Raw genomic sequence first — 16,222 nt, 5'->3', positions numbered from 1 at the left:
GCTCAGCCCTTGCTGACCGCCACGAGGATCTCCGGCAGCGTCCTGGCCACCCTCGGGGCCGCGATGCGCAGCCCCGCCCACGCCGCGAACGTGCCCCAGGCCGCGCCCAGCGGGAGCACGATCCACGTCAGCGACTGCTGGTCCGTCACGTTGAGGAAGATCGTCAGTGCGATCACCGGGGAGCAGATCAGCGCCGATGCCAGCATGCCGCCGAAGATGCCCGCCCACGCGAGCCCGGCCTGGCCCGGCGCCACGTTCTTGAACGCGCCGTCCGTCGGGATCGAGTACGGGAACCGGGCCGAGGCCAGCGCGCCCGTGCACAGCATCGAGCCGAGCAGCGCCAGGGCCACGCCGAGGGCCGCCGGGTAGCCGCTCCAGTCGTGCACGAGCAGCCCCGTGACCGTCGTCAGCACCACCGTGTACGGGACGGTCACCAGCGCCAGGGCGTACGCGCGGGCGCGTAGCTCCTCGAACGCGTCCCGCGGGGTCGAGATGGTCTGCGCGACCATCCAGAACGCCGAGGTGTCCTGCCCGAACTGGTTGTACATCTGGATGCCGAGCATGCCCGCGCCGAAGCAGGCCAGGTACAGCGAGCCCGTGCCCTGGAGGGCGTTGAAGACCGGGACGATCACGCCGACCGCCAGGGCCGTCACCCACGCCGACTTCGTCTTCGGGTCGCGCACCACGTAGCGCAGGGTGCGCTGCATGACGGCGCCCGTCCGCCCGGCCGGCAGGAATCCCCAGGCACCCGTGCCGCCTGCGGACTCCCGCTTCCCCGCCGGCCCCGCCGCCGCGATCGTCGACCCGTCCGGGGTGACCATCAGCGAGGTCAGGCTCCGCTCCCAGAACCACAGGAGCAGCGCCAGGGCGAGGACGGTCACGGCCAGCTGGCCCGCCGCCACCCCGTACGCGCCCTCGCTCGCCGAGTCCACCATGCCGACGGCGCTCGCGGGCGGCAGCCACCGCACCACGGCCTCGGCCGGCTCCAGCCGCGCCAGCCCGCCCGCCTGGAACAGGCGCTGGCTCGCGAAGTTCGCCAGCTGCGCACCGACCGCGATCACGAGACCGCTGAGCACCGCGAGGTCGCGCCCCTTGCGGCTGCTCAGCAGCCGGACGTTGGCCGTGGCCACCGAGCGGGCCAGCGCGACGCAGCCCAGTACGAGCAGCGGCACGGCCACCACGGCGGCCGCGATGCCCGCCGCGCCCCGCGCGACGGCCACCACCGAGCCCACCGCCAGGCAGAGCGTGAAGAGCGGGCCGATGCCGACCAGCGAGGAGGCCAGCAGGGCCCGGACGAGCGGCCGCGGCCGCAGCGGCAGCATGACGAGCCGGCTCGGGTCGAGCGTCTCGTCCCCGCTGGGGAAGAACAGCGGCATGAAGGTCCAGCCCAGCGCCAGGATCGCCGCGAGCAGCACCACGACCGTGCCCGCGTGCGCGTTGCCGTGCAGCACGGCCAGGCCGAGCATCGCGAGGCAGGCCACCGCCAGCGACAGCGCCAGCGAGGTGAAGTAGGCGGCCTTGCGCTTCGACGAGCCCTTGAGCCCGTTGCGGATCAGCGAGAGCTTGAGGCGGACGAAGACCGGGGTCAGGTTCACCGCGGGAGCGGCGGCCGGGGCCGCGGCCGGCGCGCGGCCGGCCGTCGGGGCGGGGGCGGACGCGGCGCTCATCGGGCGGCCTGCCCGCCGAGCCAGTCCAGGGAGTCGCCCGCGTCGCGCCCGCCCGCGCCGACCAGCTCCAGGAACGCGGCCTGCAGCGAGGGCGCGTCGCCCCGTACGTCGGCCAGCGGGCCCGCGGCGCGGATCCGGCCGGCGGCCATGACGGCGACCCAGTCGCACAGCGACTCGACCAGCTCCATCACGTGGGAGGAGAAGACGACCGTGGCGCCGGAGGCCGTGTACCGCTCCAGCACCCCGCGGATGGTCTGCGCCGACACCGGGTCCACGCCCTCGAACGGCTCGTCCAGGAAGAGCACTTCGGGGTTGTGCAGCAGGGCGGCGGCCAGACCGATCTTCTTCCGCATGCCCGTCGAGTAGTCCACGACCAGCTTGTGCTGGGAGCCCGCGAGGTCCAGTACGTCCAGCAGCTGCGTGGCCCGCTTGTCCGTCTCCTCGCCCGGCAGCCCGCGCAGCCGGCCCATGTAGCCGAGCAGTTCGCGCCCCGACAGGCGCTCGAACAGCCGCAGGCCCTCGGGCAGTACGCCGATCCGTGACTTCACCTCGACCGGGTCGCTCCACACGTCGTGCCCGGCGACGAGGACCCGCCCCATGTCGGGGCGGAGCAGCCCGGTCACCATCGACAGCGTCGTCGTCTTGCCCGCGCCGTTCGGCCCGACCAGGCCGATGAACTGGCCCGCGGGCAGCTCCAGGTCGATCCCCGCGACCGCGACCTGCTCGCCGAAGCGCTTCCACAGGCCCTCGACCCGTACCGCCGCGCGTCTGGTGGACGGCGCGGATCGCGCGCCGTCCCGTCCGTCCGCCCCACCCGTCGCAACTGCCTGGTCCGGCATGTGCGCCTGCCTCTCGTCCTGTTCCCCGTGGTCTTGCCCTCTCACCATAGGAGGGCGGGGAAAGGCCGGGCAGTTACTTATGTCATGAGTTTCCGGACACGAACATCCCGGGTCCGACCTGCGATCTCGCCGACTCGGCTCAGGCGCCCCGCCGGTCCCGGTCCGCCGCCGCCTCGCGTCCGCACGCGTACGCCAGCGCCGCGATCAGCTCCTCCGTGTCCGGCAGCCACCGGTTGGCCGGGGTGGGCCGGCGCGCCCACTGGACCGAGCCCCGGCCGCCGAAGCGGGTGGGCGGAGCGGCCACGTACTCGCCCTCGCCCCGCGCGGCCAGGTCGAGCGAGGCGGGCGACCAGCCCAGCTTGCGCACCAGGTCCGGCACCTTCGCCCCGGCGCCCGGCAGGACGAAGAACAGCATGCGGTGGTCGGGCGTCAGGGCGACCGGCCCGAGGGTGCGCTCCATCCGCTCCAGGCGCGCCAGCGCCAGGAACCCGGCGGAGTCCGGCACGTCCAGCGCGTCGAACGTGCGGCCCGTCGGCAGCAGGATCGAGGCCTCGGGCCGCTTCGCCCAGATCCGCCGCACCTGGACCGCGCTGCCCGTGGCCAGAGCCGCCCAGTCCTTCACCGTGGGGTGCGCCCCCGGAGCCGGGCAGTCCTGGGCCCCGCAGGAGCACACCTCGCGCCCGTCCGCGGACTCCAGCCAGGTGCCGGCGAAGACGTCCCAGTGCCGTTCTTCCGCGTACCGCACGGCATGGTCCAGCAGCTGCTCGCCGCGCTGCTTGGGGATGGGTGCGGTCTCCGTGACTGCGATGGTCTCTTCCACGCCCATCACAACTCTCGGGTTCACTCGTGGTTACGGGCGTAAACCGGCCGGTGGCCGGAGCATCGATCCTGCATGCGGGGCGCACTGGAGCACGCGCGGGGGCGCGTAGGAGGTCGGGGCGCCGGAGTTGGGTAGCGACACGACGCAGAGCGGATGATTCTCCGCAACTCAGGCGGGAAGTGATCATTCCAACGATCACCCGCGGCTACTGGGGGTTTTCATGGCAGCCAGGCCTCTCGTCGCGCGCCAGCCGAATGAACGGCTTCAGGCGCTCATCCAGGAAGCCGGGTGCTCGAACGCCGGGCTCGCCCGGCGCGTCAACATGTGCGGGGCCGAACACGGCCTCGATCTCCGCTACGACAAGACCTCCGTCGCCCGGTGGCTGCGCGGCCAGCAGCCGCGCGGCCGGGCGCCGGGCATCATCGCCGAGGCGCTGGGGCGCAAACTCGGCCGGACCGTCACCATCGACGAGATCGGAATGGCCAACGGCAAGAACCTCGCCTCCGGCATCGGCCTGCAGTTCTCTCCGACCGTCGTCGGAGCCATCGAGCAGGTCAGCGAGTTGTGGCGGAGCGACGTGGGCCGCCGCGACTTCCTTTCGGGGTCCAGCGTGGCCGCCTCGGCGCTCGTCGAGCCGAGCCGTGACTGGCTGATCACCGGCGCGGACGCGCAGGTGGCGCGCAGCGGCGGCTCGCGCGTCGGGATGCCGGACGTGGAGGCGGTACGGGCGACCACCGACGCGCTCAAGGACCTCGACCACCGCTTCGGCAGCGGGCACGTGCGGCCCGTCGTCGTGCACTACCTCAACTCCGTGGTGTCCGGGCTGATCGGAGGCTCGTACCGGGAGCCGGTCGGGCGGGCCCTGTTCGCGGCGGTGGCCAGACTGACCGAGCTGGCCGGGTACATGGCGGTGGACACCGGCCAGCCGGGTCTGGCGCAGCGCTACTACATCCAGGCGCTGCGGCTGGCGCAGGCGGCCGGGGACCGGGCGTACGGGGGCTACGTGCTCGCGGCGTCCATGAGCCACCTCGCGGCGGAGCTGGGCAATCCGCGGGAGATCGCGCAGCTGGCGCGGGCCGCGCAGGAGGGGACCCGCGGGCAGGTCACGCCGCGGGTGGAGGCGATGTTCTACGCCGCCGAGGCGCGCGGGCACGCGCTGCTGGGCGACGCCCGCGCCACGGCCGTGCTGTCCTCGCGGGCGGTGACGGCGCTGGAGCGGGCGGAGCCGGAGTCGGGCGACGACCCGGTGTGGATCCGGCACTTCGACGCGGCCTACCTCGCGGACGAGCTGGCGCACTGCCACCGGGACCTGGGCCAGGCGGACGCGGCGGCCCGGCAGGCGCAGGAGGCGCTGGCGGCCCTTCCGGCGGGCAAGGAGCGGCGCCGGGCGATCGGGCTGCTGCTGCTGGCGGCGGCGCAGGTGCAGCAGCGCGAGGTGGAGCAGGCGTGCCAGACGGCCGCGAAGGCGGCCGAGCTGCTGTCGGGGCTCCGCTCGAACCGGGGCGCGGAGTACCTGGACGACTTCCGGGCCCGGCTCGCCCCGTACCGGGACGAGCCGGCGGCGCGCGAATTCACCGCACGGCTGGAGGTGGTGGCGTAGGCCGTCCCCACGAGAGCGCCCGGGGGGCCTCCGGCGGCGGGGGGTGACCGGGTAGCGTGAGCCGACGGTTCGGAATACCGGAGCAGTCGGCGAAGGAGTCCCGGTGACGGAGAGCGGACAGGGCGGCAGCCCGCAGGCGGGCACGCCGTGGGGCCCCGACCCGGCGTACCCGCAGCCAGGCTACGGCTACCCGCCACCGGCGCAGCCCGAGCCGGGCCGGCCGGCGTACGGCTACCCGCCGGAGGCGGGCCAGGTCCAGCCGGGCCAGGCACAGCCGCAGGGCCCGGAGCAGGCCGGCCCGCCCGCGTACGCCCAGCCGCCCGTGCCGGGGCAGGCGCCGCCCGGGCACGTGGTGGGGCCCGGCTACGAGGGGCCGGGGCAGCCGCACGGGTACGGGTACCCCCCGCTGCCCGAGGCGGTCACCCAGTACATCCCGCCGGTCCCGGCCGGGCCCGCGCCCGGCGAGGGGGCGGGCCCCCACCCGCCGGGGTTCGGCACGTCCGCGCACGACGAAGGCGCGACGCAGTACATCCCCCCGGTCCCGGCAGGCGACGAGGGCGCGACCCAGTACATCCCGCCCGTGCCGTCCGGCGCCGCGCACGAGGAGGCGGCCACCCAGTACATTCCGCCCGTCCCGGGCGGGGCGGGGCCGGGCGAGGCCGCCACGCAGTACATCCCGCCCGTCACCGACGGGTTCGACGCGCTGTTCCGCGAGGAGGGCGCCGACGCCGGGCACACGCGGCAGATGCCGCCCGTTCAGGAGCCGGTGCTGCGCCCGCAGCCGCCGCAGGGGTATCCGCCGCGCGGGCAGCGACCCGTACCGCCGCAGCCCCGGCCGCAGTTCCCGCAGCCCCCCCAGCCCCAGGCCCAGCACCCGCAGTACGCGCCGCCGCCGGCGCAGCCGGAGGCCGGCCGCCGCGTGCCGGCCTGGGTGATCGCCGCCGTCGTCATCGGCCTGGCCGTCGTCGGGCTCGGCGTGGGCGCGCTGCTCAGCGACGGCAAGAAGCAGAACAACGACCCCGCGGCGGCGGCCGCGCCCCCCAGTGCCGGGAGCTCGGGGGCGGCGCCGGCCGCCGAGGCGCCCGTGGACCCGGCCCGCTCCCAGGCCGTCCAGCTGGACAAGCTCCTCGCGGACAGCAACGACAGCCGGGCGGCCGTGATCCGCGCCGTCGACGACATCAAGGGCTGCCGCAACCTCGGCCAGGCGGCCGCCGACCTGCGCGACGCGGCCCGCCAGCGCGAGGAGCTCGTCACCCGGCTCCAGGACCTGAAGATGGACCAGCTCCCCGACAACGCGAAGCTGGCCGCCGCGCTCACCAAGGCCTGGCAGTCCTCCGCGGCCGCCGACAACAGCTACGCGGCCTGGGCGGACGACACCGCCGGCGACAAGAAGGGCTGCAAGGACGGGCAGGCCAAGGGCACCGGCAACGCCAACGAGGGCAACAAGGCGAGCGGCGAGGCCACCAAGGCGAAGGAGTCGGCCGCGAGCATGTGGAACGCGATCGCGGCCAAGTACACCCTCACCAAGCGGGACAAGTCCCAGCTCTGACCGGCGGGCGGGGCGCTACGCGGCGCGGGACGCTACGCGGCGCGGGGCGCCTGCTCCAGGGTCTCCGTCATGTCCATCGAGGACTCGCCGCCCTGCTGGGCGACGAGCCGGCCCGCCTGGACGACCTGGAAGTTGACCCGCCCGTTCACCATGCGCGGGAAGCCCGCGACGGCGCGCATGTCCTTGTAGCGCCAGCTCAGGTCCGGGGTCAGCCCGCCCGTCTTGACGGGCTCCCCCTGGTTCAGCATGCGCGCCACCTTGCGCGCCGTGACGTCCTCGTCGGACTTGAACCGCTTCAGGACCTCGCTGAGCACGGTGTACGCGATCCAGGTCGTCTGGGTCCCGCTGTCGTCCGCGTCGACGGCGCTGTTTCCGAAGGCGTGCGCGGAGATCACCTTCCGCATCGGCTCCCACAGCGCGTCCGCGGACACCGGGTACCAGCTGGTGACGTACGCGCCCTCGAAGGGGCTCTCCCGGCCGCCGGTACGGTCGACCACGGCCTGGCTGACACTGCCGAGGACCGAGGAGATCTGCGGGCTCTTGTGCTTGGCGTCCTCGCGCCGGAAGGCGTCGAAGAAGGTCTCGGTGCGCTCGCCGAGCACCGCGGTCACGCAACCGCGGTCCTTGCCGGCGGAGGAGTCGGCCAGTGCCTCGCGGGCCTGCGCGATGTAGTCCGCGGAGTCCTCGGCGGCCCGGATGTCGTTGGCCTCGGGCGCCTTGTTGAGCTTCAGGCCGGCGTTGAGCAGGATCGGCATGGAGTCACCCGCGAGGGTGTCGGGGCGGACGATGGCCACCTGGCTGCAGGCCTTGCCCAGCTGCTGTCCGGCGCCGGCGAGGAGCGCGGGCTGGCCCCCGTTGACGGGGTAGGACAGGGTGCTCTGGAACTCCTCGGAGGAGACTCCGTAGCCGCCGATGAAGGGGATGCCCTCGGCCTCCAGCGGGGCCATGAACGCGCGTCCGTGCTGGCTGTAGGAGCCGACGACGGCGACGGCCTTCTCGTCGATGGCCTTGCGGGCGCAGTCGGCGGCGCCGGTCGGGGTGTTCTTCTCGTTGCAGGTCAGAACGCGCAGTTTGCGGCCGTTTATACCGCCCTTGGAATTGACCCAGGCCTCATAGGCCTTGGCCATCCCGGGCATTCCCGGCATGTTGGTGGCGTTGGTGTTCTGCGGCGCGAAGGTCATGACCGTGATGGTCGACCCGGAACCCCCGGAGCCGCCGGAGAGAACTCCGCATCCCGCGACGAGACACGCTCCCATCGCCGTTGCCGCCAGGGTGCGGGTCAGTGGGGCCGTGCGTCGCCATTCGGTCATGTCCACGCACACTTCCGCCCCCGGGGTAACTGGAGAGTGAGAGGGGCGCAACAGCGGGTGACGCGAAGGTGAATTGCGGGGGAGGGGTTGCGCACAGGTGCTTCAAGATCGCGCAAGTCGTGAACGTAACATCGCAAGCGTGACATTCGCCCAAGGTTCGAAGAACCCTTCCCGCCGCGGTGGCCGCTCCTCCACCATGGGCGGCATGCCCCTGAACGACATGCCCTGGTGGCGCTGGCGCAGCAACGTGCGCTCGGCGCTCCACATGCTTTCCGACCCGGTCTTCCACGAGGAGACCTGGCTCGCCGGCGGCGAGGGGTACGGGGACGTCACCGACGCCGTGTACCGCCTCGTCGAGGACACCTGGCTCGACAGCTGGTCCGCCGAGAAGTACGTCGGCACGATCTTCCGCGACTCCCAGGAGGCCGCGCTCGTGGACCTCGCGGTGTTGCGGGTGCTGCGGATCCTGCATCAGGTCGGCCCCGACGCCCCCGTCTCCGCCTACCTGGAGCACCACGCCTGGCCCGAAGCGGTGCGCGCCGCGCGCGAGGCGCACGTACGGCTGGCGACGGCGGACGGGGACGAGCCGGACGCGCCCCCGCGGTCGCTGGAAGTGCTGAGGATATTGACCCGGGCGGTGTGAGCCGCGGGGTGTGAAAGGCTGTGGGGTCATGAGCGACGACCCGCAGGCCCAGGCCACCCAGCAGTACGTACTGACCCTGTCATGCCCGGACAAGAAGGGCATCGTGCATGCCGTGTCCAGTTACCTGTTCATGACCGGGTGCAACATCGAGGACAGCCGGCAGTTCGGCGACCACGACACCGGCCTCTTCTTCATGCGGGTCCACTTCTCCGCCGACGCTCCTGTGACGCTCGACAAGCTGCGGGCCAGCTTCGCCGCGATCGGCGACTCGTTCCGGATGGACTGGCAGCTGCACCGCTCCGAGGAGCGGATGCGGATCGTGCTCATGGTGTCGAAGTTCGGGCACTGCCTGAACGACCTGCTGTTCCGCTCCAGCATCGGTGCGCTGCCGGTCGAGATCGCGGCGGTGGTCTCGAACCACACCGACTTCGCCGAGCTGGTGCGCTCGTACGGCGTGCCCTTCCACCACATCCCGGTGACGAAGGAGACGAAGGCCGAGGCGGAGGCGCAGCTGCTGGCGCTGGTCCGCGACGAGAACGTCGAGCTCGTGGTCCTGGCCCGGTACATGCAGGTGCTGTCGGACACCCTGTGCAAGGAGCTGAGCGGGCGGATCATCAACATCCACCACTCCTTCCTGCCGAGCTTCAAGGGCGCGAAGCCGTACCACCAGGCGCACGCGCGCGGTGTGAAGCTGATCGGTGCCACCGCGCACTACGTGACGGCCGACCTGGACGAGGGCCCGATCATCGAGCAGGAGGTCGAGCGGGTCGGCCACGAGGTCACCCCGGACCAGCTGGTGGCCATCGGCCGCGACGTGGAGTGCCAGGCGCTGGCGCGGGCGGTGAAGTGGCACAGCGAGCACCGCGTGCTCCTGAACGGCACCCGCACGGTCGTCTTCGCCTGACGCCTGACACCTGACGCTACCCCGGGCCTAGAGGCGGCTGAGCGAGGCCGCCGCGTAGAGGACGTCGCGGATGGCCTCGCGGTCGCCGTGCTGGCCCACGGCCGCCTCCTCCGGGGAGATGTGCCCGGCGGCCAGCTGGCAGAACTCGGCGCCGTCCATCGCGATCTGCGCCACCGTGTGCTCCGCCGACGGTTTCGCCGCCGGGGAGTCCAGGGCGATGTCCCAGCTGCCGCCGCCCGCGCCCTCGATCTCCAGGTGCAGGGTCCGCCCCGGTGCGCCCGCCGCGACCAGGCCGCGCGCCGGGGCGGCGAGACCGGACCGGCGCCGGTGGGCCAGCGCGCTCGGCAGCAGCCGCGCCGCCAGGTCGATCATCCGGTGCAGGTGCGGCCCGGACGGCGGGTCGTACGGGTAGTCCACCGCCTCCGCGATGTCCCACGCGTGCACCCAGCACTCGAAGGCCCGCTCCAGGAAGGCGTCCCCGAGCGGCAGCGCGAAGGCCCCGTAGTCCACCGACAGGTCCCTGACGCCCCGGCCCGCGAACGACACCGTCCGCACCAGCGTGTGGCCCTGCTCCCGCCACGGCTCGCGGATCCGCCGGGTGATCGGCCGCTCGGCAGAGCTCCAGTAGTGCTCGGTGCGGTCCGTCGCGCCGGCCGGGGCCTCCGGGCCGAGCGGGTCGTCCAGGCCCAGCGCCGTCGCGATCAGCCCGTCCACCGTCAGCAGGTGCCCGATCACCCCGGCCACCGTGGTCCGGCGCATGCGCCGCTGCTCCTCCTCGAACCACTTCAGCCGTACGGGGGTCTGCCACTCCGAGTCGCCGAAGTCGCGCAGCAGCGCGTCGAGCCGCGCGGTCTCGGTGTCGTACGGGTTCGCCCACGCGGGCACCGGGATGCGGGCGGGCCGCTTGCCGAGGCAGTCCTCCAGGACCCGTGAGCGCAGCAGCGGTTTGAGGTCCAGGTTGTCCTCGGGGTGCAGCAGGCCCACCGCGTCGCGCAGGCGCAGGGCCTCCTCGGCGCACTGCGCGCACTCGGTGAGGTGGTCCTCGACCGCCTCGGTCTCCTCGGCGGAGCAGGCCGCCAGCGCCCACGCGCCGAGCAGGGACTTCAGCACGGCGTGGGTGCGCGGCGGCTGGGGCGGTCCGGCCGCGGGCCGCCCGGTGGCCGCGGGCCGCCCGGTGGCGGCGGGCGGCTCGGGGAGCGGCCCGGGGTCGGCGGGCGGCTCGGGCGGCGGCCCGGGGGCGTGCCGCGGATCGAGGTCGTCGGCGGCCCCGCGCGGACCCGGTATGCGCGCAGGCCCCCCGGGGCGCTGCTGCTCGTATCCCTCGTCGGACGGGTCGGCGGGGCCGTTCATCGGGGCGATCCATATCCTGGCGGGCCGTATCCGGGCGGAGCGGCGTCCTCCGGGGGGAGGACGTTGGCGGTGGACAGCAGCTGGAGGCCCAGGCGCAGCCGGCGCCGGGCCTCGTCCTCGCTGATGCGCAGGTCGGCGGCGGCCTGCCGGTAGTCGCGGCGCTTGAAGTAGGCGAGTTCCAGCGCGGCGCGCAGCGGCGCCGGCATCGAGGTGACGATGTAGTCGGCGCGGGCGGCGGCGCTGGCCCTGCGCACCTTCTGTTCGAGCTCCTCGCGCGAGCCGCGGCCGAGTTCGGCCTGACGCAGCCGGGCCCTGGGTGATCCGGGCGACCCAGGAGCGCATGGAGCCCTGTTTGGGGTCGTACGCGTCGGGGTTCTCCCAGATGTAGCCGAACACTTCGCGGGTGATCCGGTCCGCCGCGCCCTCGTCGCCGAGGACGCGGTGCGCCAGGCCGTGCACGAGCGAGGCGAAGCGGTCGTACAGCTCTCCGAGCGCGGCGGCCTCGCCGCGGGCGAGGCGCTGCTGCATGCGGCGGTCCCAGCGCGGTGGTACGTCCTTCGGCATAACTGCCCCCAGCCGTGTGTCGACGCCTCGAATGTAGTCGCAGCAGGCGGGTTCGCGCCCGTTTTGGGGGAACGGGATCCAGGAGGAGCGCCCTGCGTGATAGGTGCGGTGCGGGGTGTGAACGGTGTGGCGGGGTCGGGCACATGGGCACTGGTGTACGCGCCCCGCCGCGCTTCCCGTGCGCGGGTTCGATGCGGCCGTCTGCTTGACGGCTTCGCTTAACGAGCAGGCCACGTAGGCCTTACGCTCCTGCCTTGTCTTGAACTGAACTCCACCGCACATGTGAAGGCGGAACGCCGCATATGGACAGCGCAGAATACGAGCGCAAGATCGCCGCCCGGTTTGCCACCTTCGACCAGGACGGGAACGGATACATCGACCGCGAGGACTTCAGCGCGGCCGCGAAGGCCGTCCTGGCCGAATTCGGCACCACCGCGCGGTCGGACAGGGGCCAGGCCGTCTTCGCCGGCGCGGAGGCCTTCTGGCAGGGGATGGCCGGGATCGCGGACGTCGACGGGGACCAGCGGGTGTCCCGCGAAGAGTTCATCACCGGCGCCGCGAAGCGGCTGCGCGACAATCCGGAGCGGTTCGCGGAGATCGCCCGGCCGTTCCTGCACGGGGTGATCGCCGTCGCGGACGAGGACGGCCGCGGTACGACCCCGCAGGCGGCGGCCCGTGTGCTGCGGGTCCTGGGCACCCCGCCCGAAGTCGCCGACCACGTGGCGAAGGCCCTGGACGCCGACGCCGACGGCCGCATCACCGAGGACGAGATCCTGACGGCCTTCGCCGCGTACTGCGGCGTCGAGGCCCCGGACGCGTAGCCCGCGCCGTCCGGGAGGCCGAACCCCCGTGCGGCCCGTACGAGGTACGCCGCACGGCGGTCCGCCGCGCTCGCGCGAACGCCCCGCGCGCCCTACGCGAAGCGTTCGCGCAGCTTGTACTTCAGGACCTTGCGGAGGGCTTCGTTGCGGGGCAGGGCCTCGACCAGTTCCAGTTGTTCCGGGAGCTTGTGCGGGGACAGGCCCTGGGCGCGCAGGTGGGCCGTCAGCTGCGCCAGGGTCAGGGAGGCGGCGCCCGGCGGCTGTTCCACCACCGCGCAGACGCGTTCTCCGCGCTCCGGGTCCGGGAGGCCGATGACGGCGACGTCGCCGATGCCCGGGAGCAGGTGCAGCAGGTCCTCGACCTCCTTGGCGGAGATGTTCTCGCCCTTGCGGATGATCACGTCCTTGGCGCGGCCGGTGAGGACGAGGTAGCCGTCCCGCGTCAGGTGGCCGAGGTCGCCGGTGATCAGGTAGCCGTCGGCGTCGAAGGCCTCGGCCGAGCGGGCCTCCCGGTTCAGGTACCCCCGGCAGACGGCCTCGCCGCGCAGCCGGACCTCGCCGTCGGTGTCCGGGGGCAGGGGCTCGCCGGCGGGGGTGGTGATGCGGATCGACATGCCGGCCGGGGGGCGGCCCTCGGTCGTGGCGAGGTGCTCGGGGGTGTCGTCGGGGGAGCCCATCGTGATCATCGGGACCTCGGTCATGCCGTAGCCGTGGGTCAGCCGGCAGCCGAGTTCGCGGACGACCGCGTGGTAGATCTCGGGGGGCTTGGGCGCGCCGCCGCCGGCGAGCAGGCGCAGGCTCGGGATCAGCTTCACCGCCGGGTCCTTGCGCTGCTCCGCCAGGAACATCGAGTAGAAGGCGGTGGAGCCGCCGGCCACGGTGACCCCGTGGCGCCGGTAGCCGTCCAGTGCGTCCGGCAGCGCGAACTTCTCGAAGAGGACCGCGGGGAAGCCGTACAGGAGCAGCATCACCAGGTAGTCCGGGCCGCCTATGTGCGCGTACGGGAAGGCGATCGAGCCGACGTCCGCCGGGCTCAGCCGCAGGGCGTGGGCCAGGCAGGAGCCGCCCGCGATCAGTGAGCGGTCGGTGTGCAGGACGCCCTTGGGGTCGGAGGTGGTGCCGGAGGTCCAGTAGATCCACCGGACGTCCGTGCCGTTCGCGGGCGGGGCCGGGAGTACGGCCGGATCGCCCGCCGGCAGGCTCGCGTACGCCTCGAAGACGCCGCGGGCGCCGAGCCGCTCGGCCATGGCGGTGTGGTCGAAGCCCCGCCAGACGCCCGGGACGGCGAAGAACTCGGCCTTGGACTCGCGCAGCGCGAAGCCCGCCTCGCGGTCCCGGTAGAAGGGGATCACCGGGGTCTGGACGGCCCCGATGCGGGCCAGGGCGAGGGAGAGCAGGACCGTCTCGATCCGGGTGGGCAGCTGCCAGGCGACGACCGTGCCGGGCCGCACGCCCATGCCGTAGAGCCCCGCCGCCACCTGCTCGGAGCGCTCGCGCAGCTCGGCGAAGGTGAGCGTCCGGTCGTCCGCGGGGTCCTCGGCCGCCTCGATCAGCACCGTGGCGCCGGGGCTCAGCGCGGCCCGCGCCGCGACCAGCTCCCACAGGGTGGGGGAGTGGCCCAGCCGTACCGCCGTGTCCTTGGTGTCCGCCATTCCCAGCCTCCCGTAACTGACGCACAGTCAGATGCAGCGCAGAGCGTAGGCCTCCGACGCTTGTCGGTCCAGGGGTGGCGGGGCTAGCGTGCTTTCTGACGCTCCATCAGATCTACCGGATTCATCGGCTCGCGAGGGGACACCATGGAACTGGAACTGCCTCGGATCATCAGCGTCGACGACCACGTCATCGAACCCGCGCACCTGTTCGACGTCTGGCTGCCGGCCAGGTACCGAGACCGTGGGCCCAAGGCGGTCACCGCCGGGATCGGCGAGCTCCGGTACACCGGGGGCAAGTACGTGATCTCCATGGACCCCGACGGCCCGCCGACCGACTGGTGGATCTACGAGGACCTGAAGTTCCCGTACAAGCGCAACATCGCCGCCGTCGGCTTCGACCGCGACGACATGACCCTCGAAGGCATCACGCGCGAGGAGATGCGGCGCGGCTGCTGGGACCCCACGGCGCGCCTCGCCGACATGGACCTCAACCACGTCGAGGCCTCGCTCTGCTTCCCGACCTTCCCGCGCTTTTGCGGCCAGACCTTCGCCGAGGCGCACGACAAGGAGGTCGCCCTCGCGTGCGTGCGCGCGTACAACGACTGGATGGTCGAGGAGTGGTGCGGCGACAGCGGCGGCCGGCTCATCCCGCTGTGCATCATCCCGCTCTGGGACATCGACCTCGCCGTCGCCGAGATCCGCCGCAACGCCGCCCGCGGGGTGCGCGCCGTGACCTTCTCCGAGATCCCCACCTACCTGGGGCTCCCCTCCATCCACTCCGGCTACTGGGACCCCTTCTTCGCCGTGTGCCAGGAGACGGGCACCGTCGTCAACATGCACATCGGGTCCAGCTCCCAGATGCCCGCCGCCTCGCCCGACGCCCCGCCCGCGGTCCAGGCCTCGCTCAGCTTCAACAACGCCATGGCCTCGATGATGGACTTCCTGTTCAGCGGGGTGCTGGTGAAGTTCCCGACGCTGAAGCTGGCCTACAGCGAGGGCCAGATGGGCTGGATCCCGTACGCCCTCGAACGCGCCGACGACGTCTGGCAGGAGCACCGCGCCTGGGGCGGGGTCCGCGACCTGATCCCCGAGCCGCCGTCCACGTACTACTACCGGCAGATGTTCTGCTGCTTCTTCCGCGACAAGCACGGCATCGCCTCGCTCGACGTCGTCGGCCGCGACAACGCCACCTTCGAGACCGACTACCCGCACGTGGACTCGACCTTCCCGCACACCAAGGAAGTCGCCCTCGACCACGTGAAGGGCCTGGACGACGAGACCGTCCACAAACTGATGCGCGGCAACGCCATCCGCATGCTCGGCCTGGACCTCGTCTGATGGATCTGACCTACACCGACGAGGAGCGGGAGTTCCGCGCCCGGCTGCGCGACTGGCTCGGCAAGACCCTGCCCGAGCTGCCCGCCAAGCCGTCCCCCGACGACTGGCCGGGCCGGCGCGCGTACGACGCGGGCTGGCAGCGCCGGCTGTACGACGCCGGGTACGCCGGGCTGCACTGGCCCGTGGACGCGGGCGGGCGCGGGGCCACCCCCACCCAGCACCTGATCTTCCTGGAGGAGACCGAGCGCGCCGGGGCCCCGTACGTCGGCGCCAACTTCGTCGGGCTCCTGCACGCCGGCCCGACCATCGCCGCCGAGGGCACGGCCGCGCAGCGGGCGCGCTGGCTGCCGCCCGTACTGCGCGGGGACGAGGTGTGGTGCCAGGGGTTCAGCGAGCCGGAGGCGGGCTCCGACCTGGCCGCGCTGCGCACGCGCGCCGTGCGCGACGGGGACGACTACGTGATCACCGGCTCGAAGATCTGGACCTCGCACGCGGAGGTCGCCGACTGGTGCGAGCTGCTCGTGCGGACGGAGCCCGTCAGCGAGGCCGTTCCCAAGCACCGCGGGATCTCCTGGCTCGCCATGCCCATGGACGCGCCCGGGGTGACGGTGCGGCCGCTGCGCACCCTCGCCGGGTCGGCCGAGTTCGCGCAGGTGTTCCTCGACGAGGTGCGCGTCCCCGTGGCCAACCGGGTCGGGGAGGAGAACGACGGCTGGCGCGTCACCATGGTCACCCTCTCCTTCGAGCGCGGGACCGCCTTCGTCGGCGAGGTCGTGGCCTGCCGCCGCACCTTGGGCGGGCTCGCCCGCGCCGCGAAGGCGAACGGCCGCTGGGACGATCCGGTGCTGCGCCGCCGCCTCGGACGCCTGTACGGGGAGTTCGGCGCCCTGTGGCGGCTCACCCAGTGGAACGTCAGCGAGGCGCAGGCCTCGGGCGGGGTGCCGGGCGTCGGCGGGTCCGTCTTCAAGCTGGCCTACTCGCACGCGCGGCAGGAGCTGTACGACGCCGCCGCGCAGGTGCTGGGCGCGGACTCCCTCGCGCTGGACGGGGAGTGGATGCTCGACCGGCTCTCCTCCCTCTCGTACACGATCGCGGCGGGCACCTCGCAGATCCAGCGGAACATCGTCGCCGAGCGGATCCTCGGCCTCCCGAAGGGCCGGTGAGG

Annotated in this window: 13 protein-coding genes and 1 pseudogene; 7 read left to right on the top strand and 7 right to left on the bottom strand. The window is 73.1% G+C overall.

Annotated features, from left to right (window positions below):
* Positions 1-2: 2 nt before the first annotated feature.
* The 3 genes from ACS04_RS09795 to ACS04_RS09785 all read right to left on the bottom strand — a co-directional run bounded on the left by ACS04_RS09795 (position 3) and on the right by ACS04_RS09785 (position 3,326).
* Positions 3-1,667, bottom strand: coding sequence for a hypothetical protein (locus tag ACS04_RS09795; RefSeq protein WP_048476153.1), 1,665 nt, complete (start codon positions 1,665-1,667; stop codon positions 3-5).
* Positions 1,664-2,506: an ABC transporter ATP-binding protein gene (locus tag ACS04_RS09790; protein WP_048476152.1), complete on the bottom strand. Its 843-nt coding sequence runs from the start codon at positions 2,504-2,506 to the stop codon at positions 1,664-1,666. The genes ACS04_RS09795 and ACS04_RS09790 overlap by 4 nt, the downstream gene beginning before the upstream one ends.
* A 139-nt stretch (positions 2,507-2,645) precedes the next feature.
* Positions 2,646-3,326 carry a bifunctional DNA primase/polymerase gene (locus tag ACS04_RS09785; RefSeq protein WP_048476170.1) on the bottom strand — a complete coding sequence of 227 codons (681 nt, stop codon included), beginning with the start codon at positions 3,324-3,326 and terminating at the stop codon, positions 2,646-2,648.
* Positions 3,327-3,546: 220 nt separating this feature from the next.
* On the opposite strand from ACS04_RS09785, the gene ACS04_RS09780 reads away from it, so the two are divergent.
* Both ACS04_RS09780 and ACS04_RS09775 read left to right on the top strand, forming a co-directional pair.
* Positions 3,547-4,926 carry an NsdA family TPR-like regulatory protein gene (locus ACS04_RS09780; protein WP_048476151.1) on the top strand — a complete coding sequence of 460 codons (1,380 nt, stop codon included), beginning with the start codon at positions 3,547-3,549 and terminating at the stop codon, positions 4,924-4,926.
* A gap of 103 nt (positions 4,927-5,029) precedes the next feature.
* Positions 5,030-6,475 (top strand): hypothetical protein, encoded by a 1,446-nt coding sequence (locus ACS04_RS09775; protein ID WP_048476150.1) that lies wholly within the window; start codon positions 5,030-5,032, stop codon positions 6,473-6,475.
* A gap of 32 nt (positions 6,476-6,507) precedes the next feature.
* Here the strand turns inward: ACS04_RS09775 and ACS04_RS09770 are convergent, their stop codons facing one another.
* On the bottom strand, positions 6,508-7,785 hold the full coding sequence (locus ACS04_RS09770) for an ABC transporter substrate-binding protein (RefSeq protein ID WP_048476149.1): 1,278 nt from the start codon (positions 7,783-7,785) through the stop codon (positions 6,508-6,510).
* 196 nt (positions 7,786-7,981) lie between these two features.
* On the opposite strand from ACS04_RS09770, the gene ACS04_RS09765 reads away from it, so the two are divergent.
* Together ACS04_RS09765 and purU are read left to right on the top strand one after the other, a co-directional pair.
* The gene (locus ACS04_RS09765; RefSeq protein WP_048476148.1) at positions 7,982-8,428 is read left to right on the top strand and encodes an SCO4402 family protein; all 447 of its coding nucleotides are present in this window, start codon (positions 7,982-7,984) and stop codon (positions 8,426-8,428) included.
* Positions 8,429-8,456: 28 nt separating this feature from the next.
* On the top strand, positions 8,457-9,332 hold the full coding sequence (gene purU / locus ACS04_RS09760) for a formyltetrahydrofolate deformylase (protein WP_048476147.1): 876 nt from the start codon (positions 8,457-8,459) through the stop codon (positions 9,330-9,332).
* Positions 9,333-9,359: 27 nt separating this feature from the next.
* Here purU and ACS04_RS09755 read toward each other — a convergent pair whose 3' ends face one another.
* Together ACS04_RS09755 and ACS04_RS09750 are read right to left on the bottom strand one after the other, a co-directional pair.
* Positions 9,360-10,682: a maleylpyruvate isomerase N-terminal domain-containing protein gene (locus ACS04_RS09755; RefSeq protein ID WP_048476146.1), complete on the bottom strand. Its 1,323-nt coding sequence runs from the start codon at positions 10,680-10,682 to the stop codon at positions 9,360-9,362.
* Positions 10,679-11,246: pseudogene (locus ACS04_RS09750) on the bottom strand (sigma factor). Before ACS04_RS09750 ends, ACS04_RS09755 begins: the two are co-directional and overlap by 4 nt.
* A 302-nt stretch (positions 11,247-11,548) precedes the next feature.
* Here ACS04_RS09750 and ACS04_RS09745 point away from each other — a divergent pair.
* Positions 11,549-12,067: an EF-hand domain-containing protein gene (locus tag ACS04_RS09745; RefSeq protein WP_048476145.1), complete on the top strand. Its 519-nt coding sequence runs from the start codon at positions 11,549-11,551 to the stop codon at positions 12,065-12,067.
* 92 nt (positions 12,068-12,159) lie between these two features.
* On the opposite strand, the gene ACS04_RS09740 is transcribed toward ACS04_RS09745, so the two are convergent.
* Positions 12,160-13,719: a class I adenylate-forming enzyme family protein gene (locus ACS04_RS09740; protein WP_048476144.1), complete on the bottom strand. Its 1,560-nt coding sequence runs from the start codon at positions 13,717-13,719 to the stop codon at positions 12,160-12,162.
* A 144-nt stretch (positions 13,720-13,863) separates the two neighbouring features.
* On the opposite strand from ACS04_RS09740, the gene ACS04_RS09735 reads away from it, so the two are divergent.
* On the top strand, positions 13,864-15,057 hold the full coding sequence (locus tag ACS04_RS09735) for an amidohydrolase family protein (RefSeq protein ID WP_048476143.1): 1,194 nt from the start codon (positions 13,864-13,866) through the stop codon (positions 15,055-15,057).
* The gene (locus ACS04_RS09730) at positions 15,057-16,220 is read left to right on the top strand and encodes an acyl-CoA dehydrogenase family protein (RefSeq protein WP_048476142.1); all 1,164 of its coding nucleotides are present in this window, start codon (positions 15,057-15,059) and stop codon (positions 16,218-16,220) included. Before ACS04_RS09735 ends, ACS04_RS09730 begins: the two co-directional genes overlap by 1 nt.
* The last annotated feature ends 2 nt before the right edge of the window (positions 16,221-16,222 follow it).

It is taken from the genome of Streptomyces roseus, assembly GCF_001044425.1.
In the GTDB taxonomy this organism is placed as follows: domain Bacteria; phylum Actinomycetota; class Actinomycetes; order Streptomycetales; family Streptomycetaceae; genus Streptomyces; species Streptomyces roseus.
Note: the sequence above shows the minus strand (reverse complement) of the source record. Positions and strands in the feature narration are given on the sequence as shown.

Excerpts from the sequence above, each read along its gene's own strand:
- purU (WP_048476147.1), top strand. The coding sequence starts at position 8,457 with ATGAGCGACGACCCGCAGGCCCAGGCCACCCAGCAGTACGTACTGACC.
- ACS04_RS09770 (WP_048476149.1), bottom strand. The coding sequence starts at position 7,785 with ATGACCGAATGGCGACGCACGGCCCCACTGACCCGCACCCTGGCGGCA.
- ACS04_RS09740 (WP_048476144.1), bottom strand. The coding sequence starts at position 13,719 with ATGGCGGACACCAAGGACACGGCGGTACGGCTGGGCCACTCCCCCACC.
- ACS04_RS09780 (WP_048476151.1), top strand. The coding sequence starts at position 3,547 with ATGGCAGCCAGGCCTCTCGTCGCGCGCCAGCCGAATGAACGGCTTCAG.
- ACS04_RS09795 (WP_048476153.1), bottom strand. The coding sequence starts at position 1,667 with ATGAGCGCCGCGTCCGCCCCCGCCCCGACGGCCGGCCGCGCGCCGGCC.
- ACS04_RS09745 (WP_048476145.1), top strand. The coding sequence starts at position 11,549 with ATGGACAGCGCAGAATACGAGCGCAAGATCGCCGCCCGGTTTGCCACC.
- ACS04_RS09730 (WP_048476142.1), top strand. The coding sequence starts at position 15,057 with ATGGATCTGACCTACACCGACGAGGAGCGGGAGTTCCGCGCCCGGCTG.
- ACS04_RS09790 (WP_048476152.1), bottom strand. The coding sequence starts at position 2,506 with ATGCCGGACCAGGCAGTTGCGACGGGTGGGGCGGACGGACGGGACGGC.
- ACS04_RS09735 (WP_048476143.1), top strand. The coding sequence starts at position 13,864 with ATGGAACTGGAACTGCCTCGGATCATCAGCGTCGACGACCACGTCATC.
- ACS04_RS09765 (WP_048476148.1), top strand. The coding sequence starts at position 7,982 with ATGGGCGGCATGCCCCTGAACGACATGCCCTGGTGGCGCTGGCGCAGC.
- ACS04_RS09755 (WP_048476146.1), bottom strand. The coding sequence starts at position 10,682 with ATGAACGGCCCCGCCGACCCGTCCGACGAGGGATACGAGCAGCAGCGC.